Source organism: Streptomyces sp. HUAS MG56, assembly GCF_058673395.1.
Genome location: NZ_CM178722.1, coordinates 9,745,285 through 9,762,525, shown reverse-complemented (window position 1 = coordinate 9,762,525; position 17,241 = coordinate 9,745,285). Strand labels below are relative to the sequence as shown.

Sequence of the window (17,241 nt, the reverse complement as noted above, 5' to 3'; positions counted from 1 at the left end):
TACCTGACTCAAGTGACGGCAGCCGAGGGTGTGTTGTACGTCCTGGCCGTGTCGCGACGAGCCGAGGCCGATGTACGGGTTTCTGACCACCCGATCGGCCGGTGCGTCCGGCGCTCCTCGCCGTGCTCGCGGCGTCTACGATCCGTGCCCGTGGCAGAGGTACCCGATGAGTTGATCAAACTGGAACGATCCGCCGAGGAAGAGCGCGCGAAGCTCGCCGGGCTCGACGGCGAGGAGTACGAAGCGCAGCTGCGTCGCTGGCGGGAGGCGGCCGAGGCGGTGCAGGCGGCCGTCACCGCGCATGCCGCGGCGACCGGAACCAGCCGGTTCGAGCTGGAGAAGTCCGTGAAGGAGGCTTTGCGGCACGCCCAGGAGGATCCGGCCGTCGAATAGCGGGCACAGCGCCGCTGCCGGGGTTCGTCGCCCTCGGCGCGCGGCCCGAGTGTGGCGACCGCCGCCGGTCAGCGGTCGGCGTATGCGGGAGGGGGCGGGCTGCGCATCGTTGCGGAATCTGACCGCCGCCCGCGTCCACCGCCCCCCGTTCACCGTCCGCCGATCCAACGGCATCGGCCCCTCGGCCTGCTGTCGGCACGCGAGAGCCCTCGGCCTCGCCGAAGGGCTCTCGCGCCGTATGTGGGGTGGATGGCACGGTACGTTCCGGTCGGACGGGCTACGCGGTGGGCACCGGTGCCGGGCTCTCGTCCGCCGTGGTGATCGCCTCCCTCTTCACGAGCGCGTCGAGCGCGTAGGCGCCGGGGCCGAGGCAGGCGATCAGCAGGAACGTCCAGCAGAACAGGACGGCCGGCTCACCCCCGTTGACCATCGGGAACAGCGCGTGCGGCTGATGGACGCTGAAGTAGGCGTAGGCCATGGAGCCGGAGCAGACGACGGCCGCCACCCGGGTGAACAGGCCCAGGGACACCAGGACGCCACCCACCAGCTCGATGACCGCTGCCCACCATCCGGGCCACTGGAGGGTGGGCACGGTGCCGCCGCCGTGGGAGCCGCCCAGGACTCCGAACAGGGACGCCGCGCCGTGGCAGGCGAAGAGGAATCCGGTCACCAGCCGAAACACGGCCTGCACGACCGGGCGCGCGGTGCGTAACGTCGTTGCGAGCGAGAAGTTCATGGGGGTCACTCCTCAGTTCGGGGAAACCTGGCGGCGGACTCAAGTTCCCGCATGGACATGACACTCCACATCTAGCGCGGTGTGCAGGTCCGCACCAGCAGCGGGAAGCTCTGGGTTTCCTCTGAGCCGGGCGTGCCTTCCCGGAACGTACGCGCGCCGCGCCGCTACCGCCGGCGCTCCATGACGTCCGCCACCACGCAGCTGACGTTGTCGGGACCGCCGGAACCGTTGGCGAGGGCGATGAGGTCGCGGACGGCCTGGTCGGGCTCCGCCGACTCGGTGAGCACCTGGCGGATCTCGTCGGCCGGTACGACGCTGGACAGACCGTCGGAGCAGAGCAGGTACCGGTCGTCCGGCCGGGCGTCGTGCAGACGCATGTCCGGGGTGCCGTCGGCTCCCTGGCCCAGCGCGCGGACCAACAACGACCGCTGGGGGTGGCAGGCGGCCTCCTCCGGGGTGAGACGCCCTTCGTCCACCATCGACTGCACCAGGGTGTGATCGTGGGTGATCTGGAACAGCTGCCCGTCGCGCAGCAGGTAGACCCGCGAGTCGCCGATGTGGACGAGAGCCATCTGCGCTCCGGTCCAGAGCATCGCGGTGAGGGTCGTCCCGGCCGCTTCGACGGAGGAGCCGGTGCCGGCGACCCCCTGCACGGCCTGCCGGGCCCGGTCGACGGCGTCTTCGAGGACGTTGAGGAGGTCGCCGGCCGGAATGCCCTCGGCCTCCAGGCCCTTGAGTGCGTCGACGGCGGCCCTGCTCGCGGGTGCGCCTGTGCGGCCGCAGCCGTCGGCGACGGCGAGCAGGTGTGCGTCGGCGTAGACGGTGTCCTGGTTGCCGTCGCGGACGAGGCCGGCGTCGGAGTGTGCGGCGTACCGGATCTCCAGGGGGTTGGCGGTCACGGCCATGGTGGGCTCCTTCCAGGTCAGATGGTCGATGAGGAACGTGGCAAGGTCCCGTCGTGCGGCGGTGTCGGCCTCCACCCGAGCCCAGAACGCCCGGATCTCCTGGGCCGCCTGGTCCGCCTCCAGCGTGCAGACGCGCTGGATCCGCGCCAGGGGCATGCCCAGCCGCCGGAGCCAGGCGACCAGCCGGGCCCGGCCCAACTGGTCCGGTGCGTACAGGCGGTAGCCGGTCACCGGGTCGACGCGAGCGGGTGCGAGCAGGCCGAGTTCGTCGTAGAGACGCAATGCCTTCGGGGAGAGCCGGGACGCCTTCGCGAACGCCCCGATGGTCAGCCACTCCATGCCCCGCCCCTCCTCGTGCCGGGCACGTCGCCCGGCCCCACCGATGCTGTGGCCTCCCCCAGGGTGAAGGTCAACCGGCCCGCTCCGAACGGACCGCGGCGCACGCACCGATGACGTCGTCGCGCGTGCGGATGACGTCGTTCACGTCCGGTAGGCGGCCTGCGCAAGCCCGACGAACGAGTGGGTCAGCGGGTTCGTGTCGCCCTCGTTCGTCGCCACCACGACGCGGCTCGGCGGCATGTCGGCCAGCGGGACCACGGTCAGCTCCGCGGGGAGTCCGTGGCCGAGCGGGGCCATGCCGACCGTGCCGTTCCAGAGCACGGCGTGCAGGCACTCCTGGACGGCGCGCACCACCGGCCCCTGGCGGGATCGGCCACCGTTCCAGTACGTCCGCCACGCCTCGTCCGCGTCCTCCGGGAACCGGAACCAGTGCCGGGCCGCCAGGTCGGCGAGGAACAGCTTCTCGCGTCGGGCCAGTGGGTCGTCGGCGCGGAGCACCGCTCCCACCGGGTCGGCCCGCAGGTCGTGCACGGTCAGACCGGTCTCGTCGAACGGTGCGCGGGTCAGGGCGACGTCTACCAGTCCCGCGCGCAGCCCGCACGTCGGATCGGTCAGGTCGGTCTCGCGGACCCGGATGCCGATGCCCGGGTGCCGGCGCCGGTACGCGGCGGCGAGCCGGGCGGCTCCTCTGTCGGTGCCGTCGCCAGGATGCCGACGGTGAGCGTCACGACGCCCGCCGCCGCGGCCACGCGCATGCGTACCTGGTCGGCGTGGCCGAGAAGGGCGCGCGCCTCCTTCAACAGGGTCGTCCCGGCGGGGGTGAGCGCGACTCCTGTCGCGGAGCGGTGCAGCAACGGCGTGCCCAGGCCGGTCTCCAGCTGTCTGATCGCCCTGCTCAGGGGTGGCTGGCTCATGTGCAGCCGGGCGGCGGCCCGGCCGAAGTGGAGTTCCTCGGCGACGGCCACGAAATATCGCAGCGTGCGTAGCTCCATGACCGGTGACGATACCCGTGCGGTATGGCGTGCACCCAGTCGGTCTTGGACGGCCGCGACGCCACGGCGGTGGAATCGCCGTATGACACAGGACAGGGCACAGGACATGGCACAGCACATGACGCGGAACACGGCACAGGGCTCGGCGCGGGACACCGGGCAGGACACGGACCGGAGCCTGCCGGGAGACCTGGCGGGCGTGCCCGTCCCCGACCCCGCCGTGCGGGTCGCCGGTGCCCGGGAGATCGCCCCCGACCTGCTGGTGATCCCGAACCAGCGGGCCCAGCTGGTGCCCAACGTCGGTGTCATCGGCGGCACTCGGGCCGTGCTCGTCGTCGAGACCGGTCTGGGCACCGCCAACGCCGAGCGGGTCCTCGCGTTCGCGTCCGAGGTCGCCCGGGGCCGTCGGCTGTACCTGACCACGACGCACTTCCACCCGGAGCACGCGTTCGGCGCGCAGGCCTTCGCCGACCGGGCCACGTATCTCGTCAACCGCGCCCAGGCGGACGACCTCGCGGCGAAGGGACCGGCGTATCTGGAGATGTTCCGGGACTTCGGCGGGCCGGTCGCCCACCGGCTGGCAGGCATCGGAGTGCCTACTCCGGACGAGGTGTTCGACGGCACGTACGACCTCGACCTCGGTGACCGTGTCGTACGGCTGCGGCCCGCCGGCCGGGGGCACACCAAGGGCGACCAGGTGGTCGAAGTGCCGGACGCCGATGTGCTGTTCACCGGGGATCTCGCCGAGACCGGGCAGTTCGCGATCTTCCCGTGGTTCCCGCCGTACGACACGGACGTCTCCGGTGTCCGCTGGCTGGAGGTGCTGGAGCGGCTGGGCGCCCGCGGAGTCCGGACGGTGGTTCCCGGGCACGGTGAACCCGGCGGCCCGGAGGTCCTGACCGCGGTCCGCGACTATCTGCGCGAGCTGCGTGACGAGACCTGGCGCAGGCGTGACTCGGCGATGGGCGAGGACGAGATCGTCGCCGAGGTGCGGGCGCTGCTCGTCGAACGGCATCCGGAGTGGGCCGGCCAGGAGTGGATCGAACGGGGCGTCGGGTGTCTGTGCGCCGAGCACCCGTCGCACGAGGTGTCGCACTGACCCTCGACTCACGGCGTGTGAGCGGTACTTGAGCGTGGAGGGCGTGGTCACGTCGGCCGCGCCCCGGCGGGGTGGCGGTGTTCACGGCCGCACGCGGCACCCCCCCCGTGCGCGGCGGCCGGCGCCGGTACGCCGCACGAGGCCGACCCGGTCGGTGGGTGTGGTGGCGGCGTCGGTCAGCCCGGCGACGGTGGCGCGCCGTCCACGACGTCACGGTTGCCGACGACCGCGGCCGGTGAGCAGGACGCCGTTCCATGGAGGCGTCGGGACCGGTGTGCCGTGTCGGTGACCTGTCGGAGGCTGTCGGTCCGATGTCGGGGGTGCGTCGGCGGCGGCTGACACCTTCAGGGAGACGGCCGGCCGGAACTCACCGGGCGGCGCGATCCCAAGGAGCCATCATGCGGACTCACGTCACGATCATCGGTGCCGGACTCGGCGGCCTCACGCTCGCCCGCGTCCTGCACCTCCACGACATCCCCGCCACGGTCTACGAGGCGGAGCCCTCCCCGGCGGCGCGTGCGCAGGGCGGTCTGCTCGACATCCACGACTACAACGGTCAACTCGCCCTTGAGGAGGCGGACTTGATGGCCGAGTTCCGTGGTCTCATCCTGGCGGGCCGGCAGGCGCTACGGATCCTCGACCCGGACGGGACCGTACTGCTCGACAAAGCCGACGACGGCACGGGCGGACGCCCCGAGGTGCAGCGCGGCGAGCTGCGACAGATCCTGCTCGACTCCCTCCCGGCCGGCACCGTCCGGTGGGGGCACAAGGTCAGCGCCACCCGGACCCTCGGTGCGGGCCGCCACGAGGTGACCTTCGCCGACGGCACCAGCGTCGTCGCCAGCCTGCTGGTCGGCGCGGACGGCGCGTGGTCACGCGTCCGTCCTCTGCTCTCCGCCGCCACACCCCGGTACATCGGCAAGTCGGTCGTCGAGACCTATCTGTTCGACGCCGCCACCCGGCACCCGGCCGCCGCGAAGGCGGTCGGCGGCGGGTCGATGATCGCGGCCACGCAGGGCAGGGACATCTTCGCGCACCGGGAGAAGGACGACACCCTGCACGCCTACGTGGGGCTGTCCGAGCCGCAGGACTGGTTCGCCGCCATCGATTTCGGCGATGCCGACGCGGCCACCGCGCGGATCGTGGCGGAATTCGACGGCTGGGCACCCGAGCTCACCGCGCTCATCACCGAGGCCGACAGCGGGCCGGTCCTGCGCCCCCTCTACGCTCTGCCGACCGGGCACCGGTGGGACCGGGTGCCGGGCGTGACGCTGCTCGGTGACGCGGCCCATCTCGCGCCCCCGAACGGCGAAGGCGCCAACCTGGCCATGCTCGACGGCGCCGAACTCGGCAAGGCCCTCGCCGCGCACCCCGACGACATCGAGGCCGCACTCACGGAGTACGAGCAGGCCCTGTTCCCCCGCAGCGTCGAGGCCGCCACCTTCGAAGGCGCCGACGCGCACGGGACCGACTCCGACGACAACAACAACGACAACCCGGGCCACGACCTGATCAAGATAATCAACATGCTCACCGAAAAGGGTCGATGAACAAGTTGAGACCGAAGTGTCGCTCTCCTGACCATCAACTCCCGTAACTCCCGGTCCACCACGGCGTCAGCCTGTCGGTAGGCCGACGCCCTCGCGCTCCAACGCGGTGCGCAGCACCGACAGGACCTGCGCGGCTGCCGCCGTCTGAGACTGGCCGAGAGCGCCCCCCAGCAGTTCGGTCAGGCGCTCGGTGAAGGTCTGCTCGGCGGCGTCGGTCAGGCGTGCGCCGTCGTCGGTGAGTGTCAGCAGCGACGAGCGGCGGTCGGCCGGATTCGGCTGCCGGGCGACCCAGCCGTGTCGTTCCAGGCGGTCGATCCCCTTGCTCGTCGCCCCGATTCCGATGGCGAACTCGGCGGCGAGGTCGGCCACCCGCGATCCGGGATGCTCCCGCAGGTAGCGCAGGAACTCGAACTGCGAGGTGACGATCCCGTGTCGCTCGCGCAGCCGGTCGTTGAGCGCGTTGTACAGACGCGTCTCGCAGCGGACCAGGTCGGCGAAGAAGGTCCGGGGGTCGGCGGTGGAGCCGTTTGATTTACATGCCACGGCATATACTGTAGCGGCATCTACTTGTGGCGCGGGAGATCCACCGACGGAAGGGACACCGATGAGCAGGGAACAACGCGCGAGGATCGACGCGATGCTGCGCACACCACGGCCCGAGGGCCCGCAGCCGGTCGAGGAGATCCGGTCGGGGTTCGCGGCGATGATGGCCACGATGATCGTGCCGGACGGCATCCGGACCACGGACCTCACCCTCGGGTCCCGACGCACCCTGCTGGTCGAGCCCCGGGACGCGGGCCCGCGCGCGAGCACGGGCACGATCCTCTACTTCCACGGCGGCGGCCATGTGTACGGTTCACCCGAGACCGCGCTGTCGCTGACGGGGAACCTCGTCGCCAGAACCGGCGTCAGGGCCTTCTCGCCGGACTACCGGCTCGCCCCCGAGCACCCGTTCCCGGCCGCGATCGACGATGCGCTCGCCGCCTACCGCGCGCTTCTCGACGCCGGTGAGGACCCTGCGTCCCTCGCGTTCGCCGGGGACTCCGCCGGCGGCGGCCTCACCGTCACGACATGCCTCGCGGCCCGCGCCGCCGGACTGCCGCTGCCCGCGGCGATCGTGGCCTTCTCCCCCGGGCTCGACGGCACCCGGAGCGGCGAGAGCATGGACACGAAGGCCGGCCTCGACCCGTTCTTCACACGCGAGGGCCTGGCACACACGGGTGCCATGTACCTCGCGGGTCAGGACCCGCACCAGGAGCTCATCAGCCCCGTGCTCCACGCCGACCTGACAGGTTTCCCGCCGATGCTGCTCCAGGTGGGCACCAACGAGGTGCTGCTGGACGACTCCACGCGCATGGCCGCACGCGCGAGGGAGGCGGGGGTGGACGTGATCCTGGACGTCACCGCCGAAGTGCCGCACGTGTTCCAGGCGTTCGCCGGTGTGCTGGACGAGGCGGACCAGGCACTCGATCGCGCGGCGCTCTTCCTCACCCAGCACCTGGCATAGATCCGTTATGTGCCGAACGGCCCCCGGTTCGCTTCCTTCTCTCTGGTGATCATGTCGACGTCGACGGGCCCTACGGTGGGTGCCTTCGTCGCCGTCCCGCACGCCGTTCCGGTCGGCCACTCGCTCGGCGGGATGGTCGCCGTCCGGTACGCGCTGGACCACCCGGAGACCCCCGCCGCCGTCAACCTTGACGGTGACGGATGCGGCCGGCCCGAGCAGTACGTCGGGCTGGACCCCGAGTACGTCACGCAACGACTCGCCGAGGTCCAGGGATTCGCCGCCCAGGCGGCGGGGCGGGTCCTCCCTGCGCGGGACATGGCGGCCGTGCTCGGCGCGCAGAGGGCCATGGCGGAGGGCCTGGACATCCCCCGCGACCTGTTCGACGAGGGACTGTGCAGGTCGCTCGCCCAACGCGCGGACAGCATGCGGTGGTTGCGACCCGAGGGCGAGTCAGCGCACCAGATGCCGGCGGCCATGGACGAGCTCGACCTGTCCTCCCTCTACCGACGCGCGCGCAGCCCCGACTGACCCGGGATCTGCGCGAGTTGGCGCGGAAAGGTGGCGGCACTGATCCTCTCGTTCACCGAGCAACGCCATCGGCGCTGATCGGAGCCGTGACCACCGGAAACGAGACGGAACAGGGCGGGCGTGGCGGATGGGTCGGGATCGCGCGGGCCGCGCTCCCGCTGTTCACGACGATGGTGGCATCGGCTGGGGCTCCGGTCGACACGGCCCTGCTCAGGAGTCACGCCACCGCCACGCTCGCCGCCTTCGCGGTCGCCGTCGCCGTCGCCGTCTTCAGCCCGGCCACCGGCACGGTGGCGGGTGCGCTGCGCGGCGTGGCGCCGTTCGTCACGCGGCGCCACGGTGCCGGCCGGCCGCTCCCTGCGCCCCGGCAGGCCCGACGTCCGACATGTGTGGACGCTGGGCATCGTCGGTATCCCGCTCGCCGGCACCGTCCTCGCCAAGGTCGCGGTCCGGGCCGTGCATACCTTCGCGGCAGCCCGGCCCGGGATGGGACGGGACTGACAGCGCACCACGCCGCGCAGCGCGGGTCGTACCGCTGTTCACCGAGGACGCCCGCGTGCGGTCGCACATAGCGGATCCGCTCGGGCTCAGGCGCACCGTGCCGAGTTTCGGGGCGACGTTCGCCTGCTACGGCGCCCTCGCCGCCGTCGCCGTCCCGGTCGCGACGCCGGCCTGCATATTTGCGTATCGATGCAACAAGGGGCACACTCATGGAGTCGGGCCCTGTGCGCGTGCCGAGCACGGGCGGGGCACAGCCACATCACGGAACGGAGGCAGCCATGGGTGCAGACCCTCCCAGTCCGCGCTGCCTCCGGGGCATGCGCTGACTTTCTGACGTTCACCGGCCGGGGCCATGACCGCCCCGACGGTTCCACTTACTTACCTGTATTTCCCATGCTGCCTGGGTGACCCCTGTCCTGCCGTCGGTGCGTTGGCCGCGGCCGGGCGTGCCGGCGTGCCCAGAGTGGGGGCGGAGGTCTTCGTGATGTCGATCCGTACGGACAACAGGCCCGCCGAGAGGGCGGAGCGCACACCGCTGGTGGCGCGCCTGCCCGGGCGGCTGTCCCGTCTTTCCTGGGTGGACGCGGCCGTGGCGGCGGCCGTGCTGGTGCTCCTGTACGTGGTGCTGCGCGTGGGGCACGGCACCACCGTCGCCTTCAACACCCACCAGAACGTCCATGTCGACACCGATCCGGCACAGCTGCCGTACGACGCGGCCCGCTCGCTGCTGCGGATGTTCGCCGCGCTCGCGGTGTCGATCGTGTTCACCTTCGGCTACGCCTGTGCCGCCGCCAAGAGCAGGCGGCTGGAGCGGATCCTCGTCCCGGCCCTGGACATCCTCCAGTCGGTGCCGGTGCTGGGCTTCCTGACCGTGGCGGTGACCGGGTTCATCGCCCTGTTCCCCGGCTCGATGCTGGGGCTGGAGTGCGCGTCGATCTTCGCGATCTTCACCTCGCAGGCGTGGAACATGACGTTCGCCTTCTACTCCTCCCTCACCTCCCTGCCGCGTGAACTCGACGAGCTGTCACGGTCGTTCGGGTTCACCCGCTGGATGCGGTTCTGGAAGGTGGAGGTGCCGGCCGGGATGATCGGCCTGGTCTGGAACGGCATGATGAGCTTCGGCGGCGGCTGGTTCTTCCTGGTGGCCTCGGAGGCGATCAGCGTCAACAACCAGCAGTACGCGCTGCCCGGCGTCGGCTCCTACGCCGGTGCCGCCATCACCGACGGCGACCTCGGCAAGGTCGGCTGGGCCATCCTCACCATGGCTGTGATGGTGATCGGCGTGAACTTCCTGTTCTGGCGGCCGCTGACCGCGTGGGCGGAGAAGTTCAAGAACGAGCAGTCCGAGGCGAGCGAGGTGCAGCGGTCCGTCGTACTGGACCTCCTGCGCCGCTCGCACTGGCCGCGGTTGCTCGGCCGGGTGCTGCGCCCGGTGGGACGCGCGCTGAGCACGGCGGGCCGCGTCCTCGGCCGCGACGACCGACCGCTCGTCGTCGGCCGGACCCGGCAGCGCACCGGCGACGTCGTCTTCACACTCGTCGCCGGCGGGCTGATCGTGTGGGGTCTGCTCGACCTCGGCCACTACCTCCACGACCGCACCGGCCTCGGCGTGTTCGGCGAGCCGCTGCTGCTCGGCCTCGCCACCCTCGCCCGCGTCGTGGTGCTGGTCGCGCTCGCCACCGTCGTCTGGGTGCCGATCGGCGTGAAGATCGGGTTCTCGCCCCGGCTGACCCGGATCGCCCAGCCGGTCGTGCAGATCCTGGCGTCCTTCCCGGCCAACTTCCTCTTCCCGCTCGCCGTCTGGTTCTTCCTGCGGACCGGCCTGTCCATCAACATCGGCGGCACGCTGCTGATGGCGCTCGGCGCCCAGTGGTACATCCTGTTCAACACCATCGCCGGCGCCATGGCCATCCCCAGCGATCTGCGCGAGGCCATGGACGACCTGGGCGTCACCGGCCGGCAGCGGTGGCGGCGACTGATCATCCCGGGGATCTTCCCGTCCTACGTCACCGGCGGGATCACGGCGTCCGGCGGCGCCTGGAACGCCTCGATCGTCTCCGAGGTCGTCACCTTCGGCGGCACCACCCTCACGGCGACGGGCCTCGGCGCGTACATCGCGCAGGCCACGGAGAGTGGCGACTATCCGCATCTGCTCGCCGGTGTCGCGGTGATGAGCCTGTACGTCGTCGGGCTGAACCGACTGGTGTGGCGCCGCCTGTACCGGCTGGCCGAGACCCGCTACTCCCTCTGAACTTCCCTTCTTTCACAAGCATTTGGAGCACGTCATGGTGCTGAACGTACTGCGCGGCCTGCGCGCCGACCGCCGGGCCCGGGCGGGCCTCGCCCACCTGACCGCCGACACGCCCCGCCGGCCCGCCGACGGCGAGCTGCTGCTGGAGACCTCCGGCCTGACCAAGTCGTACGCGGGTGCCGACGGCGAGCTGCCGGTCCTGTCCGGCATCGACCTCCAGGTCCGCGCGGGCGAGGTCGTCGCCCTGCTCGGCAAGTCGGGCTCCGGCAAGTCCACCCTGCTGCGCTGCCTGGCCGGGCTCGTGCCGGCCAGTTCCGGCACCGTCGCCTACCGGGGCACCCCGCTCACCGGCGCCAATCCGGGTACGGCCATGGTGTTCCAGACCTTCGCGCTGCTGCCCTGGCTGACCGTCCAGCAGAACGTCGAACTGGGCCTGGAGGCCAAGGGAGTTCCGGCCGCCGAGCGTGCCGACGCCGCCCGGCAGGCCATCGACCTGATCGGCCTCGACGGTTTCGAGTCGGCGTACCCCAAAGAGCTTTCCGGCGGTATGCGCCAGCGCGTCGGCTTCGCGCGCGCCCTCGTCGTGGAGCCGGACGTGCTGATGATGGACGAGCCGTTCTCCGCCCTCGACGTGCTGACCGCCGAGAACCTGCGCGGCGAGCTGATGGAGCTGTGGGAGTCCGGCCAGTTCCCGACCCGCGCCATCGTGCTGGTCACCCACAACATCGAGGAGGCCGTGCTGATGGCCGACCGGATCGTCGTCCTGGGCGCCCGCCCGTACGGCACGATCCGCGAGGTCTTCGACGTCGGCCTGGAGCGGCCCCGGGACCGTAACTCGGCCGCCTTCGACGACCTTGTCGACCGCGTCTACCGGACCATGACCGGCCGCCAGAAGGAAGGCCGCGTCCCCGGCCGGCAGGAGGCGGTGGAGCTGGAGAAGCGCACCCCCGCGAACGCCCCGCTGCCGTCGGCCAGTGTCGACGGGCTGTCCGGGCTCGCGGAGCTGGTGCTCGACCGCGGCGGCCGCTGCGACCTCGCCGACCTCGCCGACGAGCTCGGCCTGGCGGTGGATGACTTGCTGCCCCAGGTCGACGCGCTCGACCTGCTCGGCTTCACCACGCTCAGCGGGGACGACCTGCTGCTGACCGACACCGGTACGGCGTTCGCGGGCGCCGACGTACAGGAGTCGAAGAAGATCTTCGCCGAGGCCGTGCAGCGCGCCCCACTGGTCACGCTGATCACGCAGAGCCTGCGGAACAACTCGGGCGGCACCCTGCGCGCCGGGTTCTTCCGCGATCTGCTCGCCCACCATTTCACCGCCGAGCAGGTCACCCGCCAGCTGGAGACGGCCACGGACTGGGGCCGCTACGCCGAGCTGTACTCCTACGACGCCGAGCCGCAGGAGTACCACCTCGACGAGAGCGACGACTCACGCCTGGCCGCGACCGGTACGCGGCGGGACTGAGCACGCGCCGCAACCGGCGGCACCGGCGTTCCGTGCGTGAGCGTTCCGTGGGTCAGTGTTCCGTGGCCGTGCGCCGGACCCCGGCCGCGCGTGCGGGGGCACCGCGCTCCTGCGCGACGACCGCCTCCCCAGCGCCGGCCGGCCCGGCCTCCCCGGCGGCCACCGCCTCGTCCGTGACCAGCACCGCGCTCTCCAGCAGCGCCCGCACCTGCGGACCCGTGGCCCGGTAGAAGATGCGCGTGCCCTCGCGCCGCGAGGTCACCAGTCCGGCCGAGCGCAGTTTCGCCAGGTGCTGGGAGGTGGCCGCGACATGCGCCTCGATCAGCTCGGCGAGCCTGCTGACCGGCAGTTCCCGCTCGCTCAGCGCCCAGAGCAGCCGGTAGCGCGAGGGGTCGGCAACCGCCTTGAGCACGGCCACCGATCGCCCGGCCCGCTCCTCGTCCCACGACGCTACTTGCGCTTCCATGCAAGTATGGTAGCCGGTCATGCGCAGGACGTCCGGTGGCGTTCCGGAGCGACACTAGTTGCACATATGTGCAAATATAGAGAAAGCGTCGAGGAGGAGGTGAGCGGCATGGATCCCAGCAGCAGTCCGGGCCCCGACCGGCCCCCCAGTCCCATGTCCCCCGACTCCTCGGGCATCCGGTAGCCCACCCCCCGGCGGTACGGCCGGGCGGACGGCCGCCATGCCCTCGACCTGTCCCGCCGCGGCGGGGCGAGGGGAGGTTCCCATGGCGAACCTGACCACTTTCGACTTCGTTCTCCGGCTCGCCGTCGGCGTCGCCTGTGGTGCTCTGATCGGCGTGGAGCGCCAGTGGCGCGCCCGGATGGCCGGGCTGCGCACCAACGCCCTGGTGGCCGTCGGCGCCACGCTGTTCGTCCTCTACAGCGAGGCCGTCGGCGACCCCGGCAGCCCCACCCGGGTCGCCTCCTACGTCGTCTCCGGCATCGGATTCCTCGGCGGCGGCGTCATCCTGCGCGAGGGCGGTGGCGTGCGCGGCCTCAACACCGCCGCCACGCTGTGGTGTTCGGCGGCGGTCGGCGTGCTCGCCGCCTCCGGCCGGCTGGCGCTGTGCGCGATCGCGACGGCCACCGTCCTCGGCGTGCACGCGTTCCTGCGTCCCGCGGGCCGGCTGATCGACCGCGTGCCGCAGCGCGACCCCGACAACGAGGGCGTACGCGCCACCGTCCACCTGGTCTGCGAGCGCGCCGACGAGACACATGTGCGCGCGCTGCTGTCCCAGGCTCTCGCGGGCGACGGCCTCGCACCCACCGGGCTGCGGGTACGGCGCGACGTCGAGGGCGGCACCAGCCTGCGGGCGGCCGTCGCCCTGAACGGCGACCCCGCCCGGGCGCTGGAACAGCTCATCGCCCGGCTCTCCCTGGAACCAGGCGTACGTGACCTGCACTGGCACCTGGACGACACCTCGCTCGACGCGGAGCGGGAGGCGGTGGCATGAGCGACCTCGACGCCCGGCGCGCCCGCCACGCCGTCCGCCGGGCCGCCCGCCAACTGGCCGAGGACGCCCCGCGGTTGACCGCCGGCTCCGCGAGCGCTCTACGGGCGGGCCTCGCCACCCGCACCGCCCGTCTGCGCCGAGCCGCCCTCGCCGCGTGGCTGACGGGCGTACCCGAGCACGTGATCGCCGCCGACGGACATGTGCCCGTGACGGTCGTGCACGCATGGGTGGCGGCGGGACACGCGCCGCGGCACGCTGACGACGGACGGGGGTGACCAGGACGACGCCAGGGGACACGTCTCAGGCCCGTGCGCGCACGCACGGCCTACTCCGGTGCGGAACTTCCGCCCGGGGCGAGGGAGCTGACGAGGGCGAGTTCGTGGTCCTGTGTCAGACAGGGCTCGACGGTCACGCGGCCTTCGGGCCCCGCGTACGAGGCCGTCGGGAACGAGGTGACGTCGCGGCGGTCCGCGAGGTCTCCGGTCAGCATGCCGAGCCGGACCTCGGGGCCGCCGTACGCGCTCAGGCGCAGCTCCCACCGTGCCTGACCGCCGGGATGGTGCTCGGCCACGGCGGCGAGGGGGATGCCGATCTCGAAGTCGCCGTACGGATCGACGTAGCACCGCCCGTCGAAGGCCCATGCGTGCCGGCCCCGGAGCCGGGCCCGGAACCGGTAGTGGTGGGCGCGGGCGACGCTGCCGTGGAGCGAGCCGGTCAGCCGGATCGCCGTGTCGCCGGCGGCGATCGACGACACCTCCGCATGGGCCGGTCGGTGCCAGGTGCGCAGGGCCAGGCCGCCGTCCGGTGCCCGGTACGGGATCCACGCGGTGCATCCCGCGTCGGCCGGGCGGCGCGCGGCGGGGTCCAGGAGCCGTGCCGTTTCGACCGGCCCCGCGAGGACCGGGCGCGACTTGTTGCCGCTGACGTGCTGGACGAAGGCGTCCCAGTGTCCTTCGGTGAGGGCACACGATCCCTTGTCCAGCTTCGCCTCCAAGGACGTTCCGGCCTCCGCCGCCCGGGACTCCAGGCGCACTCTCACCGCCTCGCCCGCCGCCGCTGTGTCCCGCAGGCGCAGGACGAGTTGCCAGGCGTCGGGTGCGAGGGCGGGGTCGGCGGTGTGGAAGGCGAGCGAGCCGTCGGGCAGGACCCGGCAGCCGACCCGGACCGGCGAGCCGAATCCGGCCAGGCCGACCAGTTCCAGCGCACGGCGCCACAGGGGGCGGCCGCCGTCGGTGTCACGGTGTGCCGCGCGCGGCCGTCGGCCGTGCCCGCCGCGGGAGGCGAGTTCCGGCGCGAGGTCGAGGAAGAGGGCGTCGTACTGCGCGGCGATGTGCCGGGGACGGAAGCGTACGGAGGTCCGGCGGGCCGCGGCGGCCATCCGCCGGCGCTCGGCGTCGTTCTCGATCAGGCGGCACACCGCGTCGGCGAGGGCGTCCTCGACGGCTCCCTGCGCCGGGACGAGCAGGCCGTCCTCGCCGTGCGTGATGATCTCGCGGGGCGCGTGGTCGCGGTCGGTGCTCACCACGGGCACCCCGCAGCTCATCGCCGTCAGGAGGGTCGTGCCGGAGGCTTCGGTGCGGTGCGGCACGACGGCGATGGCGCCCTTGGCCCACTCCGGTTCCATGGGCGTGCGCGCGCCCATCAGCAGGACGTTGTCGTGCAGGGCGAGTTCGTCGATACGACGGCGCAGGCGGCCGCGCTCGCGACCGTGGCCGTAGACGCGCAGGGTCCAGTCCGGGTGTACGGCCACGACCTTGGCGAAGGCGTCGAGGAGCCGGTCGTACTGTCCGGCCGGCGTGAGCCGTCCCGCTGCCACCACGGTCCGCGACATCCCGGTCGAGGGTTCCGCACAGGGCTCGGGGATGCAGACGGGGATGGCGGTGAGGCGCGTCGGCGCGGAGGGCAGCGCCCGGCGGTGGGCGCGCGCGTCCGCGGCGGACACGGTCACGTAGGCGTCGAGCAGGGGTACGGCCGCGTCGAGGTCGTCCCTGAGCGCGTCCGGGCGGAGGTCGCGGGCGGCGTGTTCCTGGCCGATGCGCAGCTGGTCGGGGCGGCCGTGCTCGGCCAGGAAGCAGGTCAGGTACGGGCCGGTCGCGATCACCACGTCGGCGTCGCTGTCCTTCAGGTGGGCCGCGAGCCTCGCCTCGCCGAGTCCGCTGGGCGGCGTCGGGCCGTCGTGCACCGTGTCGTGGGGGCACACGGTGCCCGGGGTCCGCTGCTCGGCGGCGGTGCCCGCGTAGTGCCGGGAGGCGGGCCGCAGGTCCACCAGGGCGCGTATCCGCACGCGGGGCGGCGGTGCCGGGCGGGGGTGGTCGGCGGTGCGGTGGCAGGAGACGATCTCCACGTCGTGCCGGTCGGCGAGGGCGCCGGCGAGGTTGATCGTGGCGCGGACCGTGCCACTGGTGCGGTAGGCGTCGTAGAGCAGGAAAGTGATCTTCATGGGTCTCTTCGTGGCGGGTTCAGCCGAACATTCCGGCGATCGCTGTCGCGGCGCGGTGGGTGAGGGCGGCGTACAGGTCGGGCCGGAGCACTCCCAGGACCGCGGCCGACGCCACGATGATCAGGAAGACGGCCTCCTTTCCGCCGCCGAGCTGTCCCCTCACCGGGCGTCCGCCGCCGGCGCCTCTGTGCTGTGCGTCATGCGTCCAGCCTGGGACCGGACCCGGCCCGTGCGGTATCCGTCGCCCGGCCGGGCCGCCCCCGCCGGGCGGCGGGAGGACACCCCCCGATCGGCTGGTTCCGCCCACCGGGGCAACCCTGGTGGCGGCCGGGCCCTCTTAAGGTCGTAGGCGTACGGACAGGTCGGACAGGAGCGGGACGGGGTGCATGTGATCCGGGTCGTGGTGGTGGACGACGAGGCCCTCGTCCGCTCCGGCTTCCAGCTCATCCTGAACGCCGCCGACGACATCGAGGTGGTCGCGACGGCCGGCGGCGCCGACGCCGTGGCCCGGGTCCGCGACGCGCGTCCGGACGTCGTCCTGCTGGACATCCGCATGCCGGACGTCGACGGACTCACCGTGCTGCGTGAGGTGCGGGGGCTCCCGGACGGGCCCGTGGTGGCGATGCTGACGACGTTCGACACCGACGAGTATGTGCTCGCGGCGCTGCGTCACGGGGCGGCCGGCTTCCTGCTCAAGGACACCGAGCCGGAACAGCTGGCCCAGATGGTGCGCACGCTCGCCGCGGGCGGCATCGTCATGTCCCCCAAGGCGTCCCGTGCCCTGCTGCTCGGCCACCCCGGTGCCGAGGCGGTGAACGCCGAGGAGGCCGAGGAGTCGGCCCGGGTGGAGCGGCTGACCGCACGCGAACGCGATGTGCTGACGCTGGTCGCGGAGGGGCTGTCGAACGCCGACATAGGGACGCGTCTGCATCTGAGCGCCGGCACGGTGAAGGATCATCTGAGCGCGATCTTCGCCAAGCTGCGCGTGACCGGCCGTATCCAGGCCGCGCTCATCGCCCAGCGCGCCCGGCTCCTGGACGAACGGCGCAGGCCGAGGGCAGAGCGGTGACCCGGC

17 protein-coding genes and 1 pseudogene are annotated in these 17,241 nt (G+C 72.3%); 11 read left to right on the top strand and 7 right to left on the bottom strand.

The genetic code is table 11. The annotated features are described in order from the left end of the window. The first annotated feature begins 150 nt into the window (after positions 1–150). Positions 151–393, top strand: a complete 243-nt coding sequence (locus tag AC4OXY_RS44435; RefSeq protein WP_356031528.1) for a hypothetical protein — start codon at positions 151–153, stop codon at positions 391–393. Between the two features lie 277 nt (positions 394–670). Here AC4OXY_RS44435 and AC4OXY_RS44430 read toward each other — a convergent pair whose 3' ends face one another. The 3 genes and pseudogenes from AC4OXY_RS44430 to AC4OXY_RS44420 form a co-directional block, all read right to left on the bottom strand. Continuing rightward, positions 671–1,129, bottom strand: coding sequence for a DoxX family protein (locus AC4OXY_RS44430; protein ID WP_376291929.1), 459 nt, complete (start codon positions 1,127–1,129; stop codon positions 671–673). A gap of 164 nt (positions 1,130–1,293) precedes the next feature. After that, entirely contained in the window at positions 1,294–2,373 is a 1,080-nt protein-coding gene (locus AC4OXY_RS44425) for a MerR family transcriptional regulator (RefSeq protein WP_356031523.1), read from the bottom strand. 141 nt (positions 2,374–2,514) lie between these two features. After that, positions 2,515–3,365, bottom strand: a pseudogene (locus AC4OXY_RS44420) (LysR family transcriptional regulator). Between the two features lie 82 nt (positions 3,366–3,447). Between AC4OXY_RS44420 and AC4OXY_RS44415 the strand changes: the two are divergent. Beyond that, on the top strand, positions 3,448–4,464 hold the full coding sequence (locus tag AC4OXY_RS44415; protein ID WP_491992569.1) for an MBL fold metallo-hydrolase: 1,017 nt from the start codon (positions 3,448–3,450) through the stop codon (positions 4,462–4,464). Positions 4,465–4,862: 398 nt separating this feature from the next. Next, on the top strand, positions 4,863–6,014 hold the full coding sequence (locus AC4OXY_RS44410; protein WP_491992568.1) for an FAD-dependent oxidoreductase: 1,152 nt from the start codon (positions 4,863–4,865) through the stop codon (positions 6,012–6,014). 66 nt (positions 6,015–6,080) lie between these two features. On the opposite strand, the gene AC4OXY_RS44405 is transcribed toward AC4OXY_RS44410, so the two are convergent. Continuing rightward, positions 6,081–6,557, bottom strand: coding sequence for a MarR family winged helix-turn-helix transcriptional regulator (locus AC4OXY_RS44405; protein ID WP_491992567.1), 477 nt, complete (start codon positions 6,555–6,557; stop codon positions 6,081–6,083). A 61-nt stretch (positions 6,558–6,618) separates the two neighbouring features. Here AC4OXY_RS44405 and AC4OXY_RS44400 point away from each other — a divergent pair, with 61 nt between their 5' ends. From AC4OXY_RS44400 to AC4OXY_RS44380, 5 genes are all read left to right on the top strand, one after another. Beyond that, positions 6,619–7,521, top strand: coding sequence for an alpha/beta hydrolase (locus AC4OXY_RS44400; protein WP_491992566.1), 903 nt, complete (start codon positions 6,619–6,621; stop codon positions 7,519–7,521). A 51-nt stretch (positions 7,522–7,572) separates the two neighbouring features. After that, positions 7,573–8,049 (top strand): alpha/beta fold hydrolase, encoded by a 477-nt coding sequence (locus tag AC4OXY_RS44395; protein ID WP_491992565.1) that lies wholly within the window; start codon positions 7,573–7,575, stop codon positions 8,047–8,049. A gap of 339 nt (positions 8,050–8,388) precedes the next feature. Beyond that, positions 8,389–8,550, top strand: a complete 162-nt coding sequence (locus tag AC4OXY_RS44390; RefSeq protein WP_491992564.1) for a hypothetical protein — start codon at positions 8,389–8,391, stop codon at positions 8,548–8,550. Between the two features lie 484 nt (positions 8,551–9,034). Next, positions 9,035–10,801, top strand: a complete 1,767-nt coding sequence (locus AC4OXY_RS44385) for an ABC transporter permease (protein WP_362817933.1) — start codon at positions 9,035–9,037, stop codon at positions 10,799–10,801. A gap of 34 nt (positions 10,802–10,835) precedes the next feature. Next, a complete protein-coding gene (locus AC4OXY_RS44380; protein ID WP_491992563.1) occupies positions 10,836–12,266 on the top strand; it encodes an ABC transporter ATP-binding protein in 1,431 nt (476 codons plus the stop codon). Positions 12,267–12,318: 52 nt separating this feature from the next. Here the strand turns inward: AC4OXY_RS44380 and AC4OXY_RS44375 are convergent, their stop codons facing one another. Continuing rightward, the gene (locus AC4OXY_RS44375; RefSeq protein WP_356031497.1) at positions 12,319–12,732 is read right to left on the bottom strand and encodes an ArsR/SmtB family transcription factor; all 414 of its coding nucleotides are present in this window, start codon (positions 12,730–12,732) and stop codon (positions 12,319–12,321) included. A 265-nt stretch (positions 12,733–12,997) separates the two neighbouring features. On the opposite strand from AC4OXY_RS44375, the gene AC4OXY_RS44370 reads away from it, so the two are divergent. Both AC4OXY_RS44370 and AC4OXY_RS44365 read left to right on the top strand, forming a co-directional pair. Continuing rightward, positions 12,998–13,726 (top strand): MgtC/SapB family protein, encoded by a 729-nt coding sequence (locus AC4OXY_RS44370; RefSeq protein ID WP_491992562.1) that lies wholly within the window; start codon positions 12,998–13,000, stop codon positions 13,724–13,726. Beyond that, entirely contained in the window at positions 13,723–14,001 is a 279-nt protein-coding gene (locus AC4OXY_RS44365; RefSeq protein WP_356031492.1) for a hypothetical protein, read from the top strand. Before AC4OXY_RS44370 ends, AC4OXY_RS44365 begins: the two co-directional genes overlap by 4 nt. Positions 14,002–14,051: 50 nt before the next feature. On the opposite strand, the gene AC4OXY_RS44360 is transcribed toward AC4OXY_RS44365, so the two are convergent. Together AC4OXY_RS44360 and AC4OXY_RS44355 are read right to left on the bottom strand one after the other, a co-directional pair. Beyond that, a complete protein-coding gene (locus AC4OXY_RS44360; protein WP_491992561.1) occupies positions 14,052–16,166 on the bottom strand; it encodes a glycosyltransferase in 2,115 nt (704 codons plus the stop codon). Positions 16,167–16,185: 19 nt separating this feature from the next. Further along, positions 16,186–16,329 (bottom strand): hypothetical protein, encoded by a 144-nt coding sequence (locus AC4OXY_RS44355; RefSeq protein ID WP_356031487.1) that lies wholly within the window; start codon positions 16,327–16,329, stop codon positions 16,186–16,188. A gap of 225 nt (positions 16,330–16,554) precedes the next feature. Here AC4OXY_RS44355 and AC4OXY_RS44350 point away from each other — a divergent pair, with 225 nt between their 5' ends. Next, positions 16,555–17,235, top strand: coding sequence for a response regulator (locus AC4OXY_RS44350; protein ID WP_356031604.1), 681 nt, complete (start codon positions 16,555–16,557; stop codon positions 17,233–17,235). Positions 17,236–17,241: the final 6 nt, after the last annotated feature.